The 23,127-nt window shown below is 50.1% G+C and carries 22 protein-coding genes; 1 reads left to right on the top strand and 21 read right to left on the bottom strand.

Features of this window, described 5'->3' with window-relative positions; genetic code table 11:
• Positions 1–67: 67 nt before the first annotated feature.
• From LIZ87_RS13995 to LIZ87_RS13930, 14 genes are all read right to left on the bottom strand, one after another.
• Positions 68–748: a hypothetical protein gene (locus LIZ87_RS13995; protein ID WP_227147911.1), complete on the bottom strand. Its 681-nt coding sequence runs from the start codon at positions 746–748 to the stop codon at positions 68–70.
• Positions 749–776: 28 nt separating this feature from the next.
• Positions 777–1,019 (bottom strand): hypothetical protein, encoded by a 243-nt coding sequence (locus tag LIZ87_RS13990; RefSeq protein WP_178313130.1) that lies wholly within the window; start codon positions 1,017–1,019, stop codon positions 777–779.
• Between the two features lie 99 nt (positions 1,020–1,118).
• Positions 1,119–2,162, bottom strand: coding sequence for an LCP family protein (locus LIZ87_RS13985; RefSeq protein ID WP_227147910.1), 1,044 nt, complete (start codon positions 2,160–2,162; stop codon positions 1,119–1,121).
• Positions 2,146–2,913 (bottom strand): CpsD/CapB family tyrosine-protein kinase, encoded by a 768-nt coding sequence (locus LIZ87_RS13980; RefSeq protein WP_227147909.1) that lies wholly within the window; start codon positions 2,911–2,913, stop codon positions 2,146–2,148. The genes LIZ87_RS13985 and LIZ87_RS13980 overlap by 17 nt, the downstream gene beginning before the upstream one ends.
• A gap of 3 nt (positions 2,914–2,916) precedes the next feature.
• Positions 2,917–3,654, bottom strand: coding sequence for a YveK family protein (locus tag LIZ87_RS13975; RefSeq protein ID WP_227147908.1), 738 nt, complete (start codon positions 3,652–3,654; stop codon positions 2,917–2,919).
• A 38-nt stretch (positions 3,655–3,692) separates the two neighbouring features.
• The gene (locus LIZ87_RS13970; protein ID WP_227147907.1) at positions 3,693–4,460 is read right to left on the bottom strand and encodes a CpsB/CapC family capsule biosynthesis tyrosine phosphatase; all 768 of its coding nucleotides are present in this window, start codon (positions 4,458–4,460) and stop codon (positions 3,693–3,695) included.
• 342 nt (positions 4,461–4,802) lie between these two features.
• On the bottom strand, positions 4,803–5,672 hold the full coding sequence (locus LIZ87_RS13965; protein WP_227147906.1) for a tyrosine-type recombinase/integrase: 870 nt from the start codon (positions 5,670–5,672) through the stop codon (positions 4,803–4,805).
• A gap of 222 nt (positions 5,673–5,894) precedes the next feature.
• The gene (gene yihA, locus LIZ87_RS13960; protein WP_178317323.1) at positions 5,895–6,497 is read right to left on the bottom strand and encodes a ribosome biogenesis GTP-binding protein YihA/YsxC; all 603 of its coding nucleotides are present in this window, start codon (positions 6,495–6,497) and stop codon (positions 5,895–5,897) included.
• Between the two features lie 156 nt (positions 6,498–6,653).
• Positions 6,654–8,966, bottom strand: a complete 2,313-nt coding sequence (lon, locus tag LIZ87_RS13955; protein ID WP_227147905.1) for an endopeptidase La — start codon at positions 8,964–8,966, stop codon at positions 6,654–6,656.
• A gap of 205 nt (positions 8,967–9,171) precedes the next feature.
• Positions 9,172–10,488: an ATP-dependent Clp protease ATP-binding subunit ClpX gene (clpX, locus tag LIZ87_RS13950; protein ID WP_227147904.1), complete on the bottom strand. Its 1,317-nt coding sequence runs from the start codon at positions 10,486–10,488 to the stop codon at positions 9,172–9,174.
• Between the two features lie 96 nt (positions 10,489–10,584).
• Positions 10,585–11,166, bottom strand: coding sequence for an ATP-dependent Clp endopeptidase proteolytic subunit ClpP (gene clpP / locus LIZ87_RS13945; RefSeq protein ID WP_227147903.1), 582 nt, complete (start codon positions 11,164–11,166; stop codon positions 10,585–10,587).
• A 367-nt stretch (positions 11,167–11,533) separates the two neighbouring features.
• Positions 11,534–12,820 carry a trigger factor gene (gene tig, locus LIZ87_RS13940; protein ID WP_227147901.1) on the bottom strand — a complete coding sequence of 429 codons (1,287 nt, stop codon included), beginning with the start codon at positions 12,818–12,820 and terminating at the stop codon, positions 11,534–11,536.
• A gap of 169 nt (positions 12,821–12,989) precedes the next feature.
• Entirely contained in the window at positions 12,990–13,544 is a 555-nt protein-coding gene (locus LIZ87_RS13935; RefSeq protein WP_227147899.1) for a DJ-1 family glyoxalase III, read from the bottom strand.
• A gap of 184 nt (positions 13,545–13,728) precedes the next feature.
• Positions 13,729–14,436, bottom strand: a complete 708-nt coding sequence (locus tag LIZ87_RS13930; RefSeq protein ID WP_227147897.1) for an L-2-amino-thiazoline-4-carboxylic acid hydrolase — start codon at positions 14,434–14,436, stop codon at positions 13,729–13,731.
• 126 nt (positions 14,437–14,562) lie between these two features.
• On the opposite strand from LIZ87_RS13930, the gene LIZ87_RS13925 reads away from it, so the two are divergent.
• Positions 14,563–15,030 (top strand): CYTH domain-containing protein, encoded by a 468-nt coding sequence (locus LIZ87_RS13925; RefSeq protein WP_227147895.1) that lies wholly within the window; start codon positions 14,563–14,565, stop codon positions 15,028–15,030.
• Positions 15,031–15,151: 121 nt separating this feature from the next.
• On the opposite strand, the gene LIZ87_RS13920 is transcribed toward LIZ87_RS13925, so the two are convergent.
• The 7 genes from LIZ87_RS13920 to LIZ87_RS13890 form a co-directional block, all read right to left on the bottom strand.
• A complete protein-coding gene (locus LIZ87_RS13920; RefSeq protein ID WP_227147893.1) occupies positions 15,152–15,364 on the bottom strand; it encodes a hypothetical protein in 213 nt (70 codons plus the stop codon).
• 5 nt (positions 15,365–15,369) lie between these two features.
• A complete protein-coding gene (locus LIZ87_RS13915; protein ID WP_178316568.1) occupies positions 15,370–16,368 on the bottom strand; it encodes a galactose/methyl galactoside ABC transporter permease MglC in 999 nt (332 codons plus the stop codon).
• 21 nt (positions 16,369–16,389) lie between these two features.
• The gene (locus LIZ87_RS13910) at positions 16,390–17,922 is read right to left on the bottom strand and encodes a sugar ABC transporter ATP-binding protein (protein ID WP_227147891.1); all 1,533 of its coding nucleotides are present in this window, start codon (positions 17,920–17,922) and stop codon (positions 16,390–16,392) included.
• 96 nt (positions 17,923–18,018) lie between these two features.
• A complete protein-coding gene (locus tag LIZ87_RS13905) occupies positions 18,019–19,137 on the bottom strand; it encodes a galactose ABC transporter substrate-binding protein (RefSeq protein ID WP_178316566.1) in 1,119 nt (372 codons plus the stop codon).
• A 169-nt stretch (positions 19,138–19,306) separates the two neighbouring features.
• Positions 19,307–20,368 carry a galactose ABC transporter substrate-binding protein gene (locus LIZ87_RS13900; RefSeq protein WP_227147889.1) on the bottom strand — a complete coding sequence of 354 codons (1,062 nt, stop codon included), beginning with the start codon at positions 20,366–20,368 and terminating at the stop codon, positions 19,307–19,309.
• Between the two features lie 15 nt (positions 20,369–20,383).
• Positions 20,384–21,355, bottom strand: coding sequence for a substrate-binding domain-containing protein (locus LIZ87_RS13895; RefSeq protein WP_227147888.1), 972 nt, complete (start codon positions 21,353–21,355; stop codon positions 20,384–20,386).
• 11 nt (positions 21,356–21,366) lie between these two features.
• Complete coding sequence (locus tag LIZ87_RS13890; protein ID WP_227147886.1) at positions 21,367–23,127, bottom strand: sensor histidine kinase; 1,761 nt, start codon at positions 23,125–23,127, stop codon at positions 21,367–21,369.

Genomic DNA, 23,127 nt, shown 5'->3' with positions numbered 1-23,127 from the left:
AGCCCTGCTGCGGGGCATATCCTGCTTATTACGTCATACTTTCCCTTTTGAGCATCCAATATGCAATTTATCTCTTATAAACAACCGTAAGCGTACCAGAGTTCGGAATGCTCACTTTAATCGTCTTAGAAGCAACATCAACACTGACAGGGCTTAAGAGTCTCCACTGGCTCAGCATGTTGTCGTAGAACAGTACCTGTACTGTACCTAAGCCGTCTACCAGGTTCGGGATATACAGAGGTACCTCTACTGCTCCAACCTTCTCTGCATTTGTTGCGCTGTCTCTTGTCATGATGGCATGGGTGCCGATCAGGGCGTTGTAGCCTGCAAGATCCAGATTCGCGATCAGGCCGTTCAAGCTGCTGCCGCTGTTGATGCCGTTGATGCTGGCTACTACAGACTCCGGAAGGCCAACTACTGCGTGGTCACTGCCCTGTACGAACTCAATTGCGGTGTCTCCTACTACGGCCTGGCCCCTGCTGTTGGTGGTTACGCCGCCGTTTGAGGCTGCAATGCTGATGGTGTCATTTCCTGCGCTGGTGCTGGCCATGCCGGTTCCTGCGTACATGGTTGGATTAGAGCTCTGGTACTTTCTTCCGCTGTTGCCGCTTCCACCGCCGCTGCTGCTTCCGCCGCCGCCACTTGTGATAACCGGTGCGGTGCTGGTGCTCCCGGCTGCAAATGTGCACATAGCCTGTGATGCGGCCAGTGCTGTTACTAATGCTGCTACTGCTAATTTCTTTCTCATGGTCTTTTACCATTCCTTTCTTTGAGTTTTATTTGGTTACTTTACTCTCTTCTTCATTGTCCAGCTGCTCCTGCAATTCCTTCAGGGCCAGACCGTTTACTATTTTCTGTTTCGTAACCCGGCTGTTATTTCTTCCGGCTATCACATCGCACAAGGTAGTTTCTGCTATACCGATGCTTCTTGCCAAATCGCGGCTGGTCATCCCTCGCCTGACTAGCTCTAACTTCACCTCCGTTCCGAAGGCGGTCCTTCTGATATTTCGCACGGGCATTGTTACCATCTCCTTTCCTCGTACTTTATCTATATTTTCCAGAATGCCGGAAAACGGCACTCTAGTTATCCATATAGAGCGCTTTTAACTTTCTGCTTCTCAGCCTTCCTCTCTGTAAAAGAAATCCAGGACAATGGGAAGGATCTCCTCCTGATATGGGTAATACTCATCATAAAGATTCGTCTCTACTGCTTCTCCGGGAAGCGTCACCATGTCTTCCTGACCGAAATCCTGACTGCTTTTTAAAAATCCTAACGCCATATCCATATACTGGCCCTTTGATAGATCTGTTACCATATATGGCTGGGCCTCCTCCAGAAGGCGTGTAATAACTCCCTCCTCGTCCCTTGCTTTTCTCTTGGCTGCCTGCACAAAGCCTGCTATATATGTTTTCTGGCGTTCGGTCCGTGTCAGGGCGCTCTGAGCGATCTTGATATCACGGTACCTTACGTACCGTTCAGCCTGGTTTCCCTTCAGAAGGACCTTTTCCCCCTTTACAAATGCAGGATCCGCTGCAGCCAGCCCTTCCTCTTCTATCGTCACTGTCACTCCTCCAACAGTATCGTTCAATACCGGAAGAGCTTCCATTCCTAATGCAATATACCCATCAATGCCAAGGCCTCCCAAAAGCTCTGTCACTGCTTCCTTCATATACCTGCAGCTCTTTTCGCGTCCATCTCCGTATGCATAGGCCAGAGTCAGGTGCTGGATGTCCTTTCCCAGCACATTTCCGCTCAGATCTGTCAGTGTGATGGGGGTCATGGTATCCCTGGGTATCAGAAGAATACGCACACTGTCCCGCACAGTATCATGGGCTATCAGGAAAATGCCGTCGGCCTGTCCTCCCGAACCGGTTACCCTGTTTTCTTCCAAGGTCCCTTTACGGTCAATCCCCATGAGAAGGATCGCTTTTACATAGGTATTTCTGCGGTATTTTTTTCCTTCGTATTCAATAAGGCTCTTTTCCGCCTCGCTGCCAGGCTCCTGTTCTGTTTCTGCCCAGCTCTCCGACAAGGATTTTAACGCCTTCTTTTCCTGATACGCATACCAGCCGTTCACTGAAAATACAATTGCCAGGACTGCAGCTAAAAGGGCTGCTCCCTCCCAAAATTCATAACGGAATTTTCTATGGTCTCTTCTCATTTCTCATCCTGCTTCTCTTCTTTGTCACAGGTGCTGTGGCAGTCTCGCTTTCCTCTTGATTTCCATAATATTTTCCATAGTATTTCCCGTAATATTTGTTGTAATAGCCATTTTCATATCCCGTTCCCACACGGTTTAAGACTACACCCAGGATGCGGCAGCCGCTTTTTTCTATCTGGGACTTTACCTTCTGCACGAGATGATAGCTGATGCAGCCGCTCTCGATCACGATAACCGCTCCATCGCACTGCCTGGCAATGATCGCTCCATCGATCAGGTTCGCCATGGGCGGGGAGTCAATGATGATGTAGTCATACTCCTGCTTTGCCTCCTCCAGCATTTCCTTAAACAGAGGATCCTCCAAAAGCTCTGCCGGATTCGGTGAAAATGGTCCCGAAAGGATCAGGTCCAGATTTTCAACATTTGTCTGGTAGCGCACCTCCTCCAATGTCTTCTGGCCGCTCAAATACTGTGATAATCCGTTGGGATTGCCTTTGATCTCATGTTTCTTCACCATAACGGATTTTCGGATATCCCCATCGATCAGCAGCACTTTTTTTCCAATATCTACTAAAGATGCGGCAAGGGAAAAGGTTGTGGTGCTCTTTCCTTCATTGGGCATGGAGCTTGTAAACATGATGGTTTTGATGCTGCTCCCGCAGAACTGGATATTGGTGCGCAGAGTTTTGACCGCTTCTTCATAGTAATAGTTCTTTGGTCCCACATTGTTCAGTTCAATGACTTCCCTCATCTCCTATGCCTCCTTTCCTTTTGCCTTTTTTCTGCTTTTCTTTGTGCTGCCCAGACTTTCGTCGTCCGGAATGGAGGCCAGCACGCTTAAGCCTAAATATTTTTCAACATCTTCTTCCGAACGCACAGTGTCGTTCATGATAACCTGGAGAGTAATCGCGCCGCAGACCAGCACAGCAAGCCCCAGGCCGCCCAGAGCCGCATTCTTTTTTATGCTGGGTGAGGACGGTTCTAACGCCACCACGCCTTCCTCGATCATCTTAGGCGGGATCATTTCCATAATATCTCCTATGTAGTCGGAGGAGACCTTTGCCACCTCATTGGCAATGGCTCTTGCCCGCACCGGATCGGAATCCGATACTGTCAGCTCAAGGATTCTCGTATCTGTTGGATTCGTAATGGTGACTACATCTTTGAGATCCTCGTACTGCATCTCCAAACCCTGGTTCTCAATCACCTGCTCCAGCACAGGGCGGCTGGTTATGATAACGCGGTAGTCCTTGGTCAGCTGGCTTCCTATCTGCAGATCCGCTAAGGAGGTCAGGGTCGTCTCCTTTGACAGGACATAGACCATGGCGGTAGAAGTATAGACAGGCGTCATCAGCATCTTGCTGCCGAACCCCGCTCCTGCTCCGCCTACGATCATGGCCAAGATGATCAGCCATGCCTTCCTTTTAAAGGCGAACAACAGCTCTAAAAGATCAATTTGGATTTCTTCGTCGTCTTTTTTTAACTTTTCCATTCCTATCTTTTCCTTTGTTTTATTTTTTCAATGAGACACTATAATACTGTGTCCTCCAGTATATGCATCTGGTTATGGCTCATAAGCCTTCTCGCAAGCCGCAGGCCTCCCTGCTTTACAGCCCAGGATACTGCATGCTCCAGATTAGGCGGCCTCCTTCCTGTTCCGTGCATATCCGTTGCAAGGAAATGCACCTGCCCCTTAAGCACTTCCTTCCTGCACCAGGAGGCCTTTCTGTCCAGCAACCCGCCCTCCAGGCTGCCTGCATTCATCTGGATATAGGCGCCATCCTTTACCATTTCCGCCATCTTTTCCGGATCCCTTAGGCACCTGTATCTTTCTGCATGGGCAATGACAGGAAAATAAGAGGATTGGACCAGCTGATGGACAGCCCTGGAGATCTTTCCATAGTTGTCATCCGGCCTGAATTCCACCAGCACATAGCGGCTTCCCGCCAAAGTCAGCGCTTCTCCTGCCTCAAGGCATGAAGGCAGTCCCTCAAAATACATGATCTCCTGACCCAGCTTAATATGAAAATCCCCGGATATCTCTCTGGCTGCCTCATCCAGCTGTCTGTGAACCTCCCGGATGCGCTCCAGCTTCTGACGGGAAGAATAGTGCGGTGTTGCTATAATGCACCTCACTCCCTGCTCATAGGACATTTCCAGCATCCTGACTGCTGTTTTCCAATCCTCTGCGCCATCATCCACTCCCGGCAGTATATGTGCATGTATGTCGATCCAGCCTTTGCGTCTGCTTCCCTCACCGAAGTTCACAGACTCACTGTCTGTTTCCCGATTTTCCAACGATTCACCTTCCTTGCTCGCAAAACAGGGAGAAGAAGTCCCCCTCCCTCAGCAATATGCTTTCACCGAAGATTTGTAAACATTTAAACTGCTGTCCGGTTAGATCCTGATCCATACTTTCCGTTCTCTGATATGACATAATGTAGATTATGTCACACCGAAGTGTCCTTCTTCGAATTAACACCCCTTATTCTACCATCTTATAGTCTATTTTTCAATATTTTTTATGTACAAGATTTCACACAACGTTCATAGATTTTCAATAAATCATGCCAAAATCTTTGACAGGATTTTCTCAAGCCACATCAAACACAAAAAATATACCACATAATCTACATTATGTCACACCGTTATTTTTTGCCCTTCTAATGTCTCCTGTTCATAAAACAGCAGCCCCAGTTCCAGCTGCTTTAGACATACCTCCATGCTGCTTATCATTGTGTATTTTCTTGTTGTTTCTACACTGCTGTGTCCCAAAAAATCTGCAAGACGGACCAGATCCTTTTCCTTTTCATAGTAGCATCTTGCAAACAAATGCCTCAGGTTGTGGGGAAATACCTTGCTCTCCTGTACGCCTGACCTTTTGCAGAGTCTCTTCATCTCTCCCCATACATTCCGCCTGTCCACAGGATGTCCTTTAGCAGTAATAAATATACATCCTTTTTGAATATTCCTGTTCCGGCAATAAGCTGTCAGAATATCTGTTAACGTTTTTGGAAGGAGGATCACCCGTTCCTTTCCTTTGAAATGGATACGTACCACATGCTTTTTTAGTGCCTCCACTGTAATATATTTCAGCTCTCCGATCCGGATCCCTGTACTGCCTATGGTCTGCATAATATGGCTCAGTCTCTGGTTTCCTATGCGCTCTGCTTCCTTTACCAGGCGTTTGTACTCACTGCGGCTTAACTCCTTCTCCTCCTCGCGGAATATCTGGCGCTGCTGACGGAATATCTGAACACACCATTCGATCCTTCCCTGATATTTCAGAAAACAGTTTAGGGAGGCCAGCATAGAATTGGCGCTGCTTATCTTATAATGCTCCCTCAGATATTCCTTATACCTGATCACCTGCTCCTTCCCCCAGCACTCCTGATCCACATAGTCCAGAAAACGCTTTACATCACGTATATATTTTTCAATGGTATTCTGACTCTTTTCCTGCTCCCGCAAATATGCTTCAAATAATGCCATGGTACTCCTGTTTTCCATCTCTTCTTCCTTCTTTCTTCCAAATGGTATATGTTCCTCTGATTCGTCGATTACGTAATTTTGCGTATCCTGGTAATAAAAAAAGAAAGAGTTCCTTTCTCTTTCAGATGCATTTTTCCTATATCATAGTATGGCAGTGAATTCCACTTTTTTCAAGAGAGGATTTATAAAAAAGAACAGAGGAGGTCTCCCTCCCCTGCTCTCTTATATCCATTCTAACCTCTAAGCCTCTTCTTCCCCGGTCCCCAGATTTGCCTCGATCAGGTTCCATATCTCATCCCGCCCCTGCTTTGTCTCAGCAGAGAATGGGATCACGATCCCGCCCTTTTCCATTTCCAGGCCTTCACGTATCATCTTTACGTGCTTCTGGATCTGGCTGCGGTTGATCTTATCCAGCTTTGTGGCAATGATCACCGGATGGTAGCCGTTGTAGATGATCCAGTCGTACATCAGCTTGTCATTGGCTGAGGGCTCGTGGCGGATATCCACCAGGAGAAAGACCATTTTCAGCATCTCTGACCTCTTCAGATACCGCTCGATCATCTTGCCCCATTTTTCTTTTGCCTCCAGGGCCACCTTTGCGTAGCCGTAGCCCGGAAGATCCACATAGTAGAGGGCGTTGTTGATGTTGTAAAAATTGATGGTCTGTGTCTTTCCCGGCTGGGAGGAGGTCCTTGCGTAGGACTTCCTGTTCATCAGGGCGTTGATCAGGGAGGATTTGCCCACATTAGATTTCCCTGCAAATGCAAACTCCGGCAGCGTATTGTCCGGCAGCTTGCTGGTGACGCCGCATACTGTTTCCAGATTTACGTCCCGTATGATCATGTTCTTATTTCCTCCTTGCTATGAAAGTCCCGCCGCCGGATAGGCGGCACTAAATTCAGGTATGCCAAGTGCGCCCGCCATACTTTCACGGCTCGGTGGCGCGCTGCCCGCCGGGCGCATGCAGGTTTGCTGTAAATGCTGCGGCACTCACAGTTCTTATACCAGCGCCTCCCGCAGCACATCCTCCATGGTCTTCACATACACGATCTCAAGCCCTCTGGTGATCTCCTTTGAGAGCTCCGCCATATCCGGCCGGTTTTTGTCAGGCACCAGCACCTTTTTGATATGGGCCATCTTTGCTGCCAGTATCTTTTCCTTCAGGCCGCCGATGGGAAGGGCCCTTCCTCTCAGGGTGATCTCCCCTGTCATGGCAACCTTTGCATTGACCTTTCTTTCTGTTACAGCAGAGAGCATGGCTGTCGCCATGGTAATGCCCGCAGATGGACCGTCCTTTGGCACTGCGCCCTCCGGTATGTGGATATGAAGGTCATGCTTTTCAAAATAGTCGTCTGCAATCCCATACACAGGGCACACGGAGCGCACATAGGTCAGGGCTGTCTGGGCAGACTCCTTCATCACGTCTCCCAGCTGTCCCGTAAGCAGCAGGTTTCCCTTGCCCGGCATGACATTGACCTCGATCTGCAGGGTGTCTCCGCCCACACTGGTCCAGGCCAGGCCCCGGACGATCCCAACCTGGTCCTCCTCGTTGGCATCCTCAAAGGTAACACGCTCCTTGCCTAAATACTTCTCCAGATTCCCTTCGGTCACGCGGATGGAAGCTTTGCCGTTTTCTAAGAACTGCCTGGCTGCCTTGCGGCACACATCTCCGATCCGGCGCTCTAAGTTTCTCACACCGGCCTCTCTTGTGTAATTGTGTATGATCTTCTCCAGGCTGTTGTCCGAAAATGTGATCTGCCCTTCCTTTAATCCGTTGCGCTCCATCTGTTTACTCACCAGATAGTCCTTCGCAATATGGAATTTCTCGTTTTCCGTGTAGCTGTTCACCTCGATCAGCTCCATACGGTCAAGGAGGGGCCCTGGGATGGTCTGGGTGGTATTGGCTGTGGCGATGAAGAGCACCTGGGATAAGTCAATGGGCACCTCCACGTAGTGGTCCCTGAACTTCACATTCTGCTCTCCGTCCAGCACCTCCAGAAGAGCGGAGGAGGTATCTCCCTTGTAGTCGCTGCTCACCTTGTCGATCTCATCTAACAGCATCAGCGGATTGCTCACGCCTGCCTGGCGCAGCCCTTCCACCAGACGGCCCGGCATGGCACCCACATAGGTCTTCCTGTGTCCTCTGATCTCTGCCTCATCCCGGACGCCGCCCAGGCTGATGCGCACATATTTCTTGTTCAGCGCCCTTGCCACGGAGCGGGCAATGGAGGTCTTTCCTGTTCCTGGCGGGCCCACCAGACAGATGATGGGGCTTGTGCCCTTCTTTGTCAGGGTGCGCACTGCCAGGTATTCCAGAATGCGCTCCTTCACCTTCTCCAGGCCGTAGTGATCGTCATTTAAGATCTTCTCCGCATGGCGGATGTCGTCGTTATCCTTTGACATCTTTTTCCAGGGCAGCTCCAGCAATGTCTCAATGTAGGTGCGGAGCACATTGGCCTCCTGGCTTCCCATGGGCATGGTGCGGAAGCGGGAGATCTCCTTTGCCAGCTTTTCCTTTACCTCTTTGTCCGCCCTGATGGAATCCAGCTTTTTCTGATACTCATCCGCATCGGATAAGGTATTGTCCTCTCCCAGCTCCTGGCGGATGACCTTCATCTGCTCCCGCAGGATGTATTCCTTCTGGTTCTGGTCGATCTCCGCCTTTACCTTTTCCTGGAATTCCTTCTTGATGGCGTAGATCTCCATCTCCGTCATAAGAGTCTGTATCACGACTTCATAGCGCTCTGTGAGATTGCCATGCTCCAGCACCTCCTGGCGCACTGTGTAATCCCAGGGAAGCTGGATCGCTACCTGGAGCAGCAGCTCCTCAAGCTCCGTGATCAGAAGAAGGCCCGGAAGGATCTCCTTTGCCATCTTCGGGTTTACCTTTCCATATTCCTCCAGTTTGTCCTTTACTACCCGCAGCATGGCTTCGCTGGTCCTGGAGTCCAGCTTTTCTTCCTCCTCCTCAAATCTGCCGATCTCACCGATCAGGGCAGGCTCCTTGGAGTCCAGGCATAGAAGCTCTGCACGCTCCTGGCCCTCCACCAGCACGCGCACCACCTTCCCCGGAAGCTTCACCAGCTGCTTCACACAGGAAATGGTCCCCACCTGGTAGAGATCCTTCAGATCCGGCTCCATGACCTCCGGATGCCTCTGGGCCACCAAAAACAGCTTCTGGTCCCCGATCATGGCCTTCTCCACAGCTGCCACGGATCTTGGCCTGCTTATATCAAAATGCTGTACCATGCCAGGCAGGATCGTCATTCCCCGCAGGGCAACCACAGGCATTGTAATCACTTGTTCTCCCATTTCAAACTTTCACCTCTGTATCTTCAACCATTTTATGGGCAGCAGAGAACATTTCCGGCTGCCGCTTACAGCCTCTTTCTTCTCCTGCCTTCTGCGCAAAAGACCGCTGCGAGCTGGAAGCCCTCCCTTTGCAGTGCAAAAGTGGGCCATATCCGGTTTGCAGCGGCCTTTTTCATTCTATTTGTCTTTCACTCTGAGGCCCGCCTTATGCAATCTCTCCGGCTTTGCCGCCCTGGCGCATCCTCTCTGATAAAGGTTTGCGGGCAGCAGCCGGCGGCATATCGCGGTAAATGAGCTCCGGCTCTCCCGTCTTATCCACCACGTCCTTCGTAATGGTGCATATGCCGATGGTGTCATCGGAGGGGATCTCATACATCAGGTCCATGATCGTGGATTCCAGGATGGAACGCAGGCCTCTGGCACCGATCTTGCGGTCAACGGCAAGCTTGGCAATGGCCTCCAGGGCTTCCCTGGTAAATTCAAGCTTTACATTATCCAGCTCGAAAAGCTTCTGATACTGCTTTGTCAGGGCATTTTTCGGCTCTGACAGGATGCGCACCATGGCATCCATGGTAAGCTGCTTTAAGGCCACCATCACGGGTACACGGCCGATGAATTCCGGTATCAGTCCAAACTTTGTCAGATCCTTTGGCTCTACCTTCGCAAGCAGCTCGTCAATATCCATCTCATTCCTGTTCACGATCTCGGCGTTAAAGCCAATCGACCCGGCGCTCAAGCGCTGCTCCACGATCTTTTCCAGTCCGTCAAATGCGCCGCCGCAGATAAACAGGATGTTGGTGGTGTCGATCTGTAGAAGCTCCTGGTGCGGGTGCTTTCTGCCTCCCTGAGGTGGAACGCTGGCAACCGTGCCTTCCAGGATCTTGAGCAGTGCCTGCTGCACGCCTTCGCCGGAAACATCCCTTGTGATGGAGACATTTTCGGACTTCTTTGTGATCTTGTCAATCTCGTCAATATATATGATTCCGTACTCTGCACGGGCAATGTCATAGTCAGCTGCCTGGATCAGCTTTAAAAGGATGTTCTCCACATCCTCGCCAACGTATCCGGCTTCCGTCAGGGCAGTGGCGTCTGCAATGGCAAAAGGCACATTGAGGATCTTCGCCAGTGTCTGGGCCAGATAGGTCTTACCTGAACCTGTGGGGCCTATCATTAAAATATTGCTCTTCTGGACGTCCACATCCAGCTGCTGGCAGGCTGTAACACGTTTGTAGTGGTTATACACCGCTACAGACAGCACCTTTTTCGCCTCATCCTGACCGATCACGTATTCGTCCAGGAATGCTTTGATCTCCTTTGGTTTTAAAAGGTGGATGTCATTTAAGGAGGGGACCTCTTCTTCCTCTCCATTCAGCTCCTCCTCAAGGATCTCCGAGCACAGCTCAATGCACTCATCGCAGATATATACATTGCTGTTGCCTGCTCCGGCGATCATCTTACGTACCTGATCCTGAGTTCTTCCGCAGAAGGAGCAGCGGATCGTGTCATCTGGTCTAATTGGCATACAATATACCTAACCTTTCATTTCCATATACAATCCCGAACCATCCGCCATAGGTCTTCCTGTTTTTCATTTGCCCCATGACCGGATCGTTACGCATTAATGATGGGCAATAATCTCATCAATTAAACCATATTCCTTTGCCTCCTGGGCGGACATATAGTTGTCGCGCTCGGTATCTCTGGCAATCTCCTCTATGGTCTTTCCTGTATTTGCTGCCAAAATGCTGTTCAGCTTTTTCTTTGTCTTTAAAATGTTTTCCGCCACGATCTGGATCTCTGTGGCCTGGCCTCTGGCACCGCCGGAGGGCTGATGGATCATGATCTCTGCATTTGGAAGAGCAAAGCGCTTGCCCTTTGCGCCTCCTGACAGAAGGAATGCTCCCATGCTGGCAGCCATGCCGATGCAGATGGTGGATACATCACACTTGATGTAATTCATAGTATCGTAGATTGCAAAACCGGCTGAAACAGAGCCTCCTGGGCTGTTGATATAGAGGGAGATATCCTTTCCGGGATCCTCGGCCTCCAAAAACAGAAGCTGTGCCACTACAATGCTGGCAGAAACATCATTTACTTCTTCTCCCAGGAATATGATCCTCTCCTTTAACAGTCTCGAATAAATATCGTAGGAACGCTCTCCGCGGCTGGTCTGCTCAATGACGTAAGGTACTAAACTCATATAACCATCCTCCTGTCTTACTATCTTGTCCCGTAACTGTTCAGCTCCCTCACAGTTACTATAAAAGTCCTGCCGCCGGATAGGCGGCATGTATTCAGGTATGCCCAATGCGCCCGCCAGACTTTCGCGGTGTGGTGGCGCGTCCGCTACCGGGCGCATGCAGGCTTACTATAAAAAATTCGCCGCCGCAAGGCAACACTAACATCACCGGCATCCATCAAATATGCCTATGATGAAACCAGGAGACCCCCGGACGGAACGTAGACTGCCCGCCCGAAAATCCCCCGTATCTTATGTGATTCGCGGCATGAGCCCATGCCGTTTTACTTTAAAAACCCTGCCGCCGGATGAGCGGCATGTATAGGTCTTATACCAGCTTTGCCTCTGCAACCAGGAAGTCAACTGCCTCCTGTACGGCGATGTCGTCCTTCATCTGCTTTTTGTCGTTGTCTGTCATGTAGCTCTTTAACTTGTCAGCCTCCATCTGGTAGGACTCTGCCATCTTAGCGATCTCCTCGTCTAAGCGCTCGTCGGAAACCTGGATGTCCTCAGCCTTCACAACTGCCTCTAATACCAGTCTGGTCTGGATGCGCTTTAATGCCTGTGGACGCATCTGCTCTCTTAACTGGTCAGCTGTCATGCCTGTGTACTTCAGATACAGATCCATGGACAGTCCCTGGCTCTGCATGTTGCGTGCCATCTCCTGGACCATGTTGTCGATCTGGGCATCTGCCATCTTGTCAGGGATCTCCATGGTTGCGCCTTCCACAACCTTATCCACTACGCGGTTCTCGTTCTCAGAAGCAGCTGCTTTCTGCTTTCTCTCGGAGATCTTTGCCTCGATATCCTTCTTATATTCATCCAGGGTATCAAATTCGGAAACCTCTGCTGCAAACTCATCATCCAGTGCAGGCAGCTCTTTCACCTTGATCTCCTTTACGGTTACCTTAAAGGTAGCAGGCTTGCCGGCCAGATCTGCTGCATGGTACTCTGTCGGGAAGGTCACATTGACCTCGCACTCCTCACCGATGTTCTTGCCGATCAGCTGCTCCTCAAAGGTATCGATAAATGCATGGGAGCCGATGGTCAGATCAAAGTTCTCTGCAGAGCCGCCCTCAAAGGTCTTGCCGTCTACATAGCCCTCAAAGTCGATCACAGTCTGATCGCCGTCAGCAACCGGACGATCCTCAACGGTAAGAAGTCTTGCATTCTGCTCCTGTACCTTCTTGAGCTCAGCCTCAACATCCTCCGGAGTAACAGCTGCGTCAGCCTTCTCCACCTCAATGCCCTTGTACTCGCCTAAGGTTACCTCCGGCTTTACTGCTACCAGAGCTGTATAGATAAATGGCTTGTCCTTGCCGATCTGCTCTACTGCAACCTCTGGTCTGGAAACGATATCCAGTCCGCTCTCGTTCATTGCGTCCATGCAGGTAGCATTGATAGCCTCGTCAGCAGCGTCCTCATAGAAAACGCCCTCGCCATACATCTTCTCGATCATAGCCATAGGAGCTTTTCCCTTACGGAAGCCTGGGATGTTGAATTTGTTCTTGTTTCTGTTGAAGGCCTTCTTCATTGCATCCCTGAAGTCCTCATAGCTGACCTCGATTGTCAGCTTTGCCATGTTCTTCTCTAATTTTTCCACTTGTACACTCATTGCTATGGGTTCCTCCTTAAAATATATGTGATTCGCCCATATCCATGAGGGCGCTACACTTCAATGTAGCATTATATCATGCTGGGCTTAAAAATACTAGCTTTTTTTTAAAAAGATATCCATTCTTTCCGCCCTTTTCAGCAAAAAAAATGGATATCTTCCCAACGTTTTAAAACCGGTCATACTGGATTGCTTCTTTTACCTGCTCCGAGTGCTGTGATCCCTGTAACAGCCGGATCAGCTCCAGTCCCAGATCAAGAGCATATCCTAAGCCCCTGGCTGTGGTGATGTTCCCATCCGTGACAACGCCCTGGCTGGTATAGGAAACGCCTACCAAAAGCTCCTCGAAGCCCGGATAGCAGGTAGCCGTCCTGCCCTTTAACAGCCCCATGGCTCCCAATATGCTGGGGGCTGCACAGATCGCGGCCACTCTCCTGCCCTGCTGGTTGGCCTTCTCGATGGCGGCTGCCAATCCGCCGTGGGCCTTCAGGTTGGTCGTACCAGGCATGCCTCCTGGCAGGAACAATACATCTGCCTCATCCGGGTTCACGTCCTCAAACAATGCATCTGCCAAAAATACAATGCCATGGGAGCCTGTGATCTCCCTCTTCCCGGTGACAGAAACCAGGGTGGTCTCCACGCCAGAGCGGCGCAATACGTCTACCACCGCAAGACATTCCACTTCTTCCAGACCATCTGCAAGAAATGCAAAAACCTTTGCCATACTATATTCTCCCTTTTTCTATTTTATTACACGGTGACATTATTTTAACATTTATATTTTTTTCTGAAAAGGGATAAAAAACATGAGACTGTCATAAAAAAAAGAGAAAACTTAGTAAAAACCACTAAATCCGCTTGTATACAAGGTTTCTGCCACCAGAACTGCCTCCGGATATTGCCTTATTTCAGATCCTGTCGAAATCCAGGGAAGCCTCCGCCAGAAGCTCTGCCGCTGCCCCGCTGTCCAGATATTTCTCAAATGCTCCTGCTGTCTGCTCTGCGGTCCGATCTCCTGTTTCTGCTCCGAAAATGTCTGCTGTGGTATCCCTTAAGGCAGCCAACAGATGTCCGCTGTGGTAGAGGAAGTCTTTTGTATACCTTCCTGCCAGCTCCTCCTTTACCGCTGCGATCCGTTTTCTGCTCTCCTCTGTCTGCTCATATCCCACATTGACAAAGGTACAGCAGTCATCTCCCAGGCCAATGGCTGTCTTTGTGATCATGACCATGTCCGGGTTAAAGCCCTGGACCAGGCTGATATCCACATATCGGCAATAGGGCTCCCCATATCTCTCCAGACCATATTTGGCCCAGCCCTCCTGCCACATGCAGCGGTGGCAGCAGTTTACGTATACCGGTGATTCCTGCTTTGTACTGTAATCCTCCGGTCCGGAGCTGATGCGCAGCTCTCCATATGCCAGAAATGTCTCATAGTCCAGCCTGCGCCCATCCCTGACCGCCCGTTCCCTCATCCTCCTGCCCCGCTGATGCCCGTACCGTATGATCCCATTTGCCAGTACATCAAGGCCGTATTCCCCATACCGCTCCTCCAGCGTCTTTCCAAACAGCCCCAGCAGCAGCGCGTGATGCTCTGCTGTATAATCCTGCCTTTTCATATGCTTTAAACTCCTTTTCTATCCATGTAGGTTCAGTATACAAATTTATCCCTTTCCGTGCAAGAGGATACGTGATATGATGAAACATGATCAAGCGCCAGAGCGCGAAACGAAAGGAGACTGACTATGGAGATCGAACGCAAGTTTCTCATCGAAAAAGCCCCGGACGATTACTGTTCCTACCCCTGCCGCCGGATCGAGCAGGCCTACCTCTGCACCTCCCCTGTGGTGCGCATCCGCCGTGACAATGAGGACTACTATCTGACCTATAAGGGCAAGGGCCTTCTCGCCAGAGAGGAGTACAACCTTCCCCTGACAGAGGAGGCCTACCACCACCTTCTCACAAAGGCTGACGGCATTGTCCTTACCAAAAAGCGCTATATGATCCCCCTTGCCTCCTCCGGCTCTCTCACCATTGAGCTGGATGTCTTCGAAGGAGACTACCAGGGACTTATACTGGCTGAGGTGGAGTTTCCCACGGAGGAGGAGGCAAGGGCCTTCACTCCCCCGGAGTGGTTTGCCAGGGACGTCACCTTTTCCGGTGAATACCAGAACAGCCGCCTGTCCCAGGGATCGGCTCAGCGGAAGGATTAATTTTGTTACATAGGAGGCTCCGGAGGAGTTTCCTATGAAAAAAGCCCTGGCGTAAGGCACAGTGCATATCCGCGCACACTGCCTGCTGCCAGGGCTCTTTTGTCCATTCCATATACGTTTGTCAGCCTTTCATCATCCCTAATATGACGACGATCACAAACAGGATGCAAAGGCCTGCGATGATCATATCCATGGTCCTTACCGATACGTGTATCTTCTCATAGAGCCGTTCCTTGGCGGAAAGCTCACGCAGCTGTTCATTTTCCTCCTTCAGCCTGCGGATCTCCTCCTGAAGCTCCTCCTCGGACCCGGATCTCTCCTGCCTCTCGTCCATAGGCATTACTTCTTCGCAATGTACTTTCTGATATCCAGAGCGATTGCTACTACGATAACGATACCCTGTGCAATGTACTGGTAGTTCGTATTAACGCCCAGATACTGTAAGCAGGTCTTTAAGATCTCGAATACCAGAACGCCGATCAGAACGCCGGAGATACGTCCGATACCACCGTTTACAGACACGCCGCCGATGGTACAAGCTGCAATTGCCTCCAGCTCCCAGCCCTGGCCCATGTTAACGGAGGAACCGCCGGATTTCGCGCCTACAAGGAAGCCGCCCAGTGCGTACAGTGCTGCTGCTGTGATGTAGATGATGATCTTTGTCCTCTTTGTGTTAACACCGGAAACCTCTGCTGCCTGCTCGTTGCCGCCGATGGCGTACATATATTTGCCGTGCGGGGTCTTATTATATACAAACCACATAACAATGCCTACTGCCAGGGCAATGATGAACAGATATGGGAAGAAGCCAAAGAGCTTGCCCTTTGCAACCTCTGTGTAAGCCGGACGGTAGCCGCCGATGGGAGTTGCGTTGGTGTATACCAGGCAGACACCGTATACGATCAGCTGCATGCCCAGTGTTCCGATGAATGCAGGAACCTGAAGGAAGGAAACTACCAGGCCGTTGATGCAGCCAAAGATTCCGCATATTACAATACAGATGATGAGAACTACAAGCACCCACCATGTGCCGAAGTCAGGCAGATTCGGGAAGAACTTGCCGCTGTAGTCTGCCTTCTGGAGCAGAGTACCTGCTAAGCAGGCAGCAAGGCCTACCATACGTCCTGCTGAAAGGTCCGTGCCCTTTGTGATCAGACACCCGGATACGCCGCAGGCGATGATAAAACGTGGTGCTACGTTAAGAGCAATGTTGATCAGGTTGCCGCCGGAAAAGAACGTGGGCTGCATAATACCTGTATAAATAGCCAACAATACAAGAACGGCAATGATTCCGTTATTGATAAGGAAATCCTTTACATTAAATTTTTTCGCTGTCATGACCAAAACCTCCTGTTTGGATTATTTACTTGATTTGCCCTGAAGATCGAACTGGGTCGCAAAGGCCATGATCCTCTCCTGGGTAGCTTCTTCGCCTTCCACCTCGCCGGTGATATGTCCGTTACACATAACGATGATGCGGTTGGACATGCCGATGAGCTCAGGCATTTCAGATGAAATCATGATAATGGATTTGCCCTGCTTTACAAGGTCGATCATGATCTGATAGATTTCATACTTCGCGCCTACGTCAATACCTCTGGTAGGCTCATCCATAATCAGGATGTCCGGATTGTTGGCAAGCCACCTTGCAATGATAACCTTCTGCTGGTTGCCGCCTGACAGGGATTGTATCAGTGTCTTACCGCTGGGAGTCTTGATGTTCAGCTTCGCAATGCTGTCCTTTACTACTGCGTCTACTTTTTTCTTATCGATCTTGCCCATGCTGGTATAGTTCTTATAGGAAGCAATGGCAGTGTTATCGTCAATGCTCAGGCAGCCGAAGATACCAGTGCCGCGCCTGTCCTCTGTGATCATGCCCACAGAGTCATTGATGGCATCCTGCGGCCTCTTGATGGTCACCTTCTTTCCCAGCACCTCTATGGTGCCGCTGGCAATGTGGCGCATTCCGAAAATGGCCTCCATCATCTCTGTTCTCTGCGCGCCTACCAGGCCTCCAAAGCCCAGGATCTCGCCCTTTTTCAGCTCAAAGGAGCAGTTCTGGAAGGAACGCTCATGGATGCTGCAAAGGTTCTCCACCTTGAGGACGGTCTCCTCTGTCCGGTAGTCCTCCTTTGGAGGATAAACATTGGTCAGCTCACGTCCTACCATCTGTTTTACGATCTCGTCATCGGAGATATCCTTTACCTCCCATGAACCTACGTATGTACCGTCACGCATGATAGTGATATCATCAGCAATCTGACGGATCTCAGCCATCTTATGGCTGATATATATCATAGAAACGCCTCTTGACTTCAGATCGCGGATAATGCGGAAGAGGGCTTCTACCTCATTATCAGTCAGGGAGGAGGTTGGCTCATCCAGGATCACCAGCTTTGCATTCTGGCTTACCGCCTTTGCGATCTCCACTGACTGCATCTGTCCGATTGATAATGTTCCCAACTTTGCTTTGGGATTAAAATTCATTTTTACATCTTTTAACCACTTCTCAGCCTCGCTGTTCATGGTCTTGTGGTCTACGATCTTTAATGGCCCGAATCCCTTCATGGGATATCTTCCCAGATACATGTTCTCTGCAATAGAACGCTCTGGAATAGGCTGCAGCTCCTGATGCACCATTGCAAGTCCTTTGTGCAAAGCATCATCCGGATTGCTTATCTCTGTCTTTTCTCCATCAATAAAAATCTGGCCTTCATCCATTTTGTAAATGCCAAAGAGGCATTTCATGAGGGTGGATTTACCTGCTCCGTTCTCACCCATCAGGGCATGGACGGTTCCGGGACGTACTTTTAAGTGAATTCCATCGAGTGCCTTTACGCCAGGGAATGTCTTGCTGACCCCTACCATCTCAAGTCTGTATTGATCTGCCATCCCGTTACTCCTTTCAAATACAAATTATAGTCCTTGCTACTCTTAAAAAATCGGGTGTGTCGGTGGACACACCCGGTTTCATCATCAGACTTGGTATTACTTTAACTGATCCAGAATCTGCTGAGCGTTGTCGCCTGTAACCTTGGTATAGTCAACCATATTTACAGGATCAACTGCCTCGCCGTTTAAGAACTTCACTGCCATATCAGCTGCGGATTTAGCCTGTGCGAAATGGTCGTTGAATACAGTACCTGTCTGCTTGCCGTCAATTACGTTCTGAACAGCCTCTGTCAGAGCGTCAACGCCTACCAGATAGATATCCTCGTTTACCTTGCGGCCTGCTGCCTCGATGGACTGCAGAGCGCCCAGTGCCATAGCGTCGTTGTTACAGAAGATAACCTCGATCTTGTCGCCGTACTGGTTTAAAGCGTCCTGTGCGATCTGCTGAGCCTTTGCCTGATCCCAGTCACCACGCTGCATTAACAGCTCCTCAACCTCAACGCCTGCATCTGTCAGAGCCTTAACGGAGAACTCTGTTCTGTACTGAGCATCTACGTTCTCTGGGTCGCCCTGGATCATAATGTAGGAAACCTTGCCGTCGCCGTTGATATCGCCCTTGTTAGCGGTCTCAAGGATCTCTTCGCCCTGGAAGGTACCGGACTGTCTGGCGTCACAGCCTACATAGGTAGCCTGGATGCTTTCGCTTGCCCATCTCTCTTCCTCTGCTGCATCTGGCTCACGGTTGATGTAAACAACAGGAATGCCTGCTTCCTTACACATATCTGTGATCTCTGGTGCGGAAGAAGCCTGTACCAGGTTCAGGATCAGAACATCATACTTCTGGGTGATGAAGTTCTGGATCTGGTTTGTCTGCTCAGCCTGATCTCCCTTACCATCCTGGATAACAACGTTCTCTTTTGCGAAGCCCAGCTCCTCTGTCAGGTAACGCTCTAACTCTGTTCTGTACAGGGTCATGAAGTTATCATCAAACTTGTAAATGCTGACACCAATCTTCTTGCTGGAAACATCGCCGCCGGCTGCCTCTGCTGCCTCGGTAGCTGCCTCTGCTGCTTCTGTTGCAGCCTCAGATGCTGCCTCAGTAGCTGCCTGGGTTGCTGCTGCTGTTGTCTCTTTTGCTCCGCCGCCGCAAGCTGCTAAAGAAAGAGCCATAACGGATGCCATTGCAACTGCTGTTGCTTTCTTGAATAATCTCATGTCTGTAAATCCTCCCGAAATTTTTTTGCCGTTTTAGGTATTTTTCCCTTTCCGACACCTTTATTATAAAGCTTGATTATGCATTTTTCCATATGAATTTATTAAAAAAGTTATTAATTTTCTTTGATTTTACAAATCATGCAAATTTTTTTCGATATTTTTTTACATTTTAATGCGCATTTTCCCTAAAATTTTCCCCGGAAGACTGGGTAAGAGGGGCCTGTGGGCACCAGAAATACTTCCCGTTTTCCAATATCTGGTCCTCATTTACCTCTTGTCCCATAGCAAGACGGGAGGCTATGGTAAATATGACCCTGGCATACGTATCCTTGTCCGACTCCACGGTTCCTAAAAGCTTTCCTGACTTTAAAGCCTCCTGGCCCACAGGGGTTCCGTCTATGCCTACGATCTTGATGGAATTTCCCATAATACCTTCCCGTCCAATGGCATCAATGGCACCTAAGGCCATGTCATCGTTGTTGCAGATCACAAGCTCGATCTGGCCGCGGTACTCCTTCAGCCACTGCTCCATCAGGGCGGAGGCCTGGCTGCGCTCCCAATTGGCAATGCCGCCTGTGATCTTTTTCAGCGGCACTCCCCCATCCTTTAAGGTCTGGATGGACCACTCTGTCCGTATCAGGGAATCCTGATGGCTGGATTCTCCCTCCAGTAGAACATAGCTCACTGTTCCATCGCCATTTGCATCAAGACTCTCCGGCTTTTTTCTGTATGCATCTACCAGGATCTGTCCCTGGAGCACAGCAGACTCCTTTGCGTCTGCTCCCACATAATAGAGCTTTTCCCACCGGTTCATATCCTCCTCCACCGGCTCCCTGTTGAAGAATACCACAGGAACGTCTGCTGCCATTGCCTTGTCAATGATGATAGAGGCAGCCGATCTGTCCACGATATTGACGCACAGGGCGTCGCAGTTTAAGGACAACAGGCGCTCCACCTGGCTGTTTTGGGTATTCTGATTGCTTTTTGCATCCATAATATCGAGAGCCACCTTCACCCCGGTCTCCTGCTCGTATTCCTTTGCCTGCTCCTCCAGCGCGCTCCTCAGTGTGCTGATAAAGGTATCATCCCCACGGTAGAGGAGGATGCCGATCCGTATGGCCGTCTTATCCTCCTGCTGTTTCTGCCCCTTCCAGATATAAAGCATCACTCCTGCTGCAAGAAGGCAGGCAGCAAGAAGCACCGTCCCCAGATATATCCGGCTTTTTTTCATGTCCTTTTCCTCCCCTTACTCTATGGGATAGAGCATTTTTTCATACTTTTTATCCCTGATATCGTCCTTCTCCAGATAATAGGACTCCAGCTCTATCTGCAGCTTCTGCCTGCTTCCCCGTATGGCTTCCACTGCGCTTTTCACGCTCAGATAGCCTTCATCGAACTGGTTATACACAACGATTCCGTCAATGATCCCCTTGTCAACCTCATTGAGGATAGATGTCGTGCAGCCTGCGCCGTAAAGGCCTGCCAAATGCTCCTGGTATACGGTGCTGCCCTCTATGATCTTAACAGCCTCGTCTAAAGCCTGGGCATCCATGGCGATAATGGCAGCCCTGCTGTCTCCGGGATAGACAGTAGACTCGATGGCCTCCCGGTAAGTATCCTCTGTCTTTTTTTCATAGAGACTGACGGGGATCCCCTCCCTCTCCAGGACAGAGCATATCCCTGCATAAATGCCGGTATTCCTCCGGTAGGAAATGCCCTCTGAAAACAGATAGACCGGTATGCCCTCCGGGGTACCCGCCGCAGCCGCCTCCCCCAGCTTTCTCCCGATTTCGTAGGTATCCGTTATAATGGACTCTGCCACAAAATCACTGGAGGACACGGCCCCCAGCAGGATAACAGGACAGCTGGGCTTTAGGGCCTCCATCTCCATGATCGTCTCATTGCTGTCAACCGGCGCGAATATCACTGCCTTTGCCCCGTCCCGCACCTCTCTCTGGATCAGCTCCAGCTGCTGGGACTTGCTGCCCTGACTGTAAAGGGTGATGAAATTAACGTCCGCATAAAATTCTTCTGCCGCCTTGTCAGCTCCCTTTTTGAAATTCACATAATACTCATCATTTTCATCTTCAATGATAATGGAAATGGGATAGATCTCCCTCTTTTTTTCTTTGATGATCAGGTTTGTGGAGGATGCGAGGAACAACAGGGCAAGGAAGCCCGCAAATAACCCCCACAATAATTTTTCCCTAATGGACATCTGATATCTCCTTACCTTTTCTCATAAGGCTCTGCCGGAAGGCGTATGGTGACAGTCGTTCCCTCGTCCGGCTCTGACTGGATGGACAGGCCGTAATCCCGGCCAAAGTACAGCTTTATGCGCTCATTCACATTTTTCACCCCGATACCGGAGCCTCTTTTTGAAGGCACATGGCTCACATCGGCAAACAGGTTCTCCACCTGCTCCTCTGTCATCCCCAGGCCGTTGTCCGACACGCTCATCATCAGGTCTTTGCCCTTCTGCCATGCTTTTATCAGGATCTCGCCATCGCCGTCCATAAATTCCATGCCGTGGTAGATGGCATTTTCCACAAGAGGCTGGAGCATCAGCTTCAGGCTTGCCATATTCATCACTGTCTCTTCCGCCTCAATGGAATAGGTAAATTTATTCTTGTACCGCATGTGCTGTATCATCAGATAGCTGCGCACATGCTCCAGCTCGTCCTTTACCGGGATAATGCTCTTGCCCCTGCTCAAGCTGATGCGGAAGAACCTGGCTAAGGCTGTCACAGCCTTGACTGCCTCGGACTGCTTTTCATTCTCGATCATCCACACAATGATATCCAGGGTATTGTACAGAAAGTGGGGATTGATCTGGGACTGGAGGGTGTCAAATTCGCTTTTCCGCTTTGACTCATGCTCCGCCACAATGTCATCCATGAGCTTGTGTATCTGTCTTGCCATATTCTGGATGGAGGTTCCCAGATGGCGTATCTCATAGGATCCCCCCACATACACCTCTGTCTCCAGGTTTCCCTCCTCGATCTCATTTACTGACTTTTCCAGAAGCTTGATGGGAACTGTGATCTTTGAGGAAATGTAAGAATTGATGATGGCAAGGATGTACAGGATAAATGTGATAATGAACATCACAAACAGCCTTGTCTTGATATTATTCAGGGAAGCTCCCTCCAGGGGCATCACTCCCACGATCTTCCAGCCCGTGTAGCCCACGGTCTTGACTGTGACAATGCGCTTCTTGCCCTGAAAGCTCTCCTCGTGGTTTCCATCCTTATAGGAAACTGCAGCCTTTACATTCTCCTCCTTCAGGCCGGAATCAATGAGCTGGGCCTGGGGGTGGAAAATGATCTCACCTTCATTGCTGATGAGGTACACATATCCGTCCTGCCCCAGGCTTACGCCGTCAAAAAGCTGCTCCAGGCCATTGTAGCGGATGTCGATCAGGAGCACGCCCTGATCCGTATAGGGGCCCTGGGTGATCTCCACTGCTCTTGACATGGTCACCACCCAGCGGTACTGGCTCTCACTGTTGTCAAAGATATATTGTACATGGGGCGTGGAGAAATGGACGTTTTCTGTCTTCTCCAGGGCATACTGGAACCAGCTCTCCCGGGTAACGTCTGCATTTGTCTTGAGCCTGGCTGCCGGCACGGATTCCAAAAGCGTTACATCCTTTGAGAGCAGGGCAATGTTCTCGATATTGTCCTTGTTGTTGTCATACAGAAGAGTGATCTCGCTGCCAATGGATTCCTGGGACAGATCCGCATTTTTGATCACACCGTAGTAAAGGGAATCCGAAAGCTTCATCACGGTGCGCAGATAGGATTCCATGGAGCGGTTGATCTGGCTGATCAGGATCTGGTTCTCCTCCTGCATCGAAGCTGCCATCTGTCCTGAAAGCCTGGTGTAAAGCCATAGGCTGGCGAAAATACTGGCCGCCAGGGCTGTTACCGTAAAATAGATAAAGATCGTATAGCGTATGCTGGCCTTTTCCAGGCGGCGTTCCTTCAT

Origin of the sequence: Lacrimispora sp. 210928-DFI.3.58, assembly GCF_020554865.1 — a bacterium.
Classification (GTDB): Bacteria; Bacillota; Clostridia; order Lachnospirales; family Lachnospiraceae; genus Enterocloster.
The sequence above is the reverse complement of the archived record's forward strand: the minus strand, read 5'-3'. Positions and strand labels throughout refer to the sequence as shown.

Excerpts from the sequence above, each read along its gene's own strand:
- LIZ87_RS13910 (WP_227147891.1), bottom strand. The coding sequence starts at position 17,922 with ATGGCAGATCAATACAGACTTGAGATGGTAGGGGTCAGCAAGACATTC.
- LIZ87_RS13990 (WP_178313130.1), bottom strand. The coding sequence starts at position 1,019 with ATGCCCGTGCGAAATATCAGAAGGACCGCCTTCGGAACGGAGGTGAAG.
- LIZ87_RS13935 (WP_227147899.1), bottom strand. The coding sequence starts at position 13,544 with ATGGCAAAGGTTTTTGCATTTCTTGCAGATGGTCTGGAAGAAGTGGAA.
- LIZ87_RS13930 (WP_227147897.1), bottom strand. The coding sequence starts at position 14,436 with ATGAAAAGGCAGGATTATACAGCAGAGCATCACGCGCTGCTGCTGGGG.
- LIZ87_RS13905 (WP_178316566.1), bottom strand. The coding sequence starts at position 19,137 with ATGAGATTATTCAAGAAAGCAACAGCAGTTGCAATGGCATCCGTTATG.
- LIZ87_RS13915 (WP_178316568.1), bottom strand. The coding sequence starts at position 16,368 with ATGACAGCGAAAAAATTTAATGTAAAGGATTTCCTTATCAATAACGGA.
- tig (WP_227147901.1), bottom strand. The coding sequence starts at position 12,820 with ATGAGTGTACAAGTGGAAAAATTAGAGAAGAACATGGCAAAGCTGACA.
- clpX (WP_227147904.1), bottom strand. The coding sequence starts at position 10,488 with ATGCCAATTAGACCAGATGACACGATCCGCTGCTCCTTCTGCGGAAGA.
- LIZ87_RS13985 (WP_227147910.1), bottom strand. The coding sequence starts at position 2,162 with ATGAGAAGAGACCATAGAAAATTCCGTTATGAATTTTGGGAGGGAGCA.
- LIZ87_RS13920 (WP_227147893.1), bottom strand. The coding sequence starts at position 15,364 with ATGGACGAGAGGCAGGAGAGATCCGGGTCCGAGGAGGAGCTTCAGGAG.
- yihA (WP_178317323.1), bottom strand. The coding sequence starts at position 6,497 with ATGATCATACGGGACGTAAATCTGGAAACAGTATGCGGCGTCACCAGC.
- lon (WP_227147905.1), bottom strand. The coding sequence starts at position 8,966 with ATGGGAGAACAAGTGATTACAATGCCTGTGGTTGCCCTGCGGGGAATG.
- LIZ87_RS13995 (WP_227147911.1), bottom strand. The coding sequence starts at position 748 with ATGAGAAAGAAATTAGCAGTAGCAGCATTAGTAACAGCACTGGCCGCA.
- LIZ87_RS13895 (WP_227147888.1), bottom strand. The coding sequence starts at position 21,355 with ATGTCCATTAGGGAAAAATTATTGTGGGGGTTATTTGCGGGCTTCCTT.
- LIZ87_RS13975 (WP_227147908.1), bottom strand. The coding sequence starts at position 3,654 with ATGGAAAAGTTAAAAAAAGACGACGAAGAAATCCAAATTGATCTTTTA.
- LIZ87_RS13925 (WP_227147895.1), top strand. The coding sequence starts at position 14,563 with ATGGAGATCGAACGCAAGTTTCTCATCGAAAAAGCCCCGGACGATTAC.
- LIZ87_RS13900 (WP_227147889.1), bottom strand. The coding sequence starts at position 20,368 with ATGAAAAAAAGCCGGATATATCTGGGGACGGTGCTTCTTGCTGCCTGC.
- clpP (WP_227147903.1), bottom strand. The coding sequence starts at position 11,166 with ATGAGTTTAGTACCTTACGTCATTGAGCAGACCAGCCGCGGAGAGCGT.
- LIZ87_RS13965 (WP_227147906.1), bottom strand. The coding sequence starts at position 5,672 with ATGGAAAACAGGAGTACCATGGCATTATTTGAAGCATATTTGCGGGAG.
- LIZ87_RS13980 (WP_227147909.1), bottom strand. The coding sequence starts at position 2,913 with ATGAGGGAAGTCATTGAACTGAACAATGTGGGACCAAAGAACTATTAC.
- LIZ87_RS13890 (WP_227147886.1), bottom strand. The coding sequence starts at position 23,127 with ATGAAGGAACGCCGCCTGGAAAAGGCCAGCATACGCTATACGATCTTT.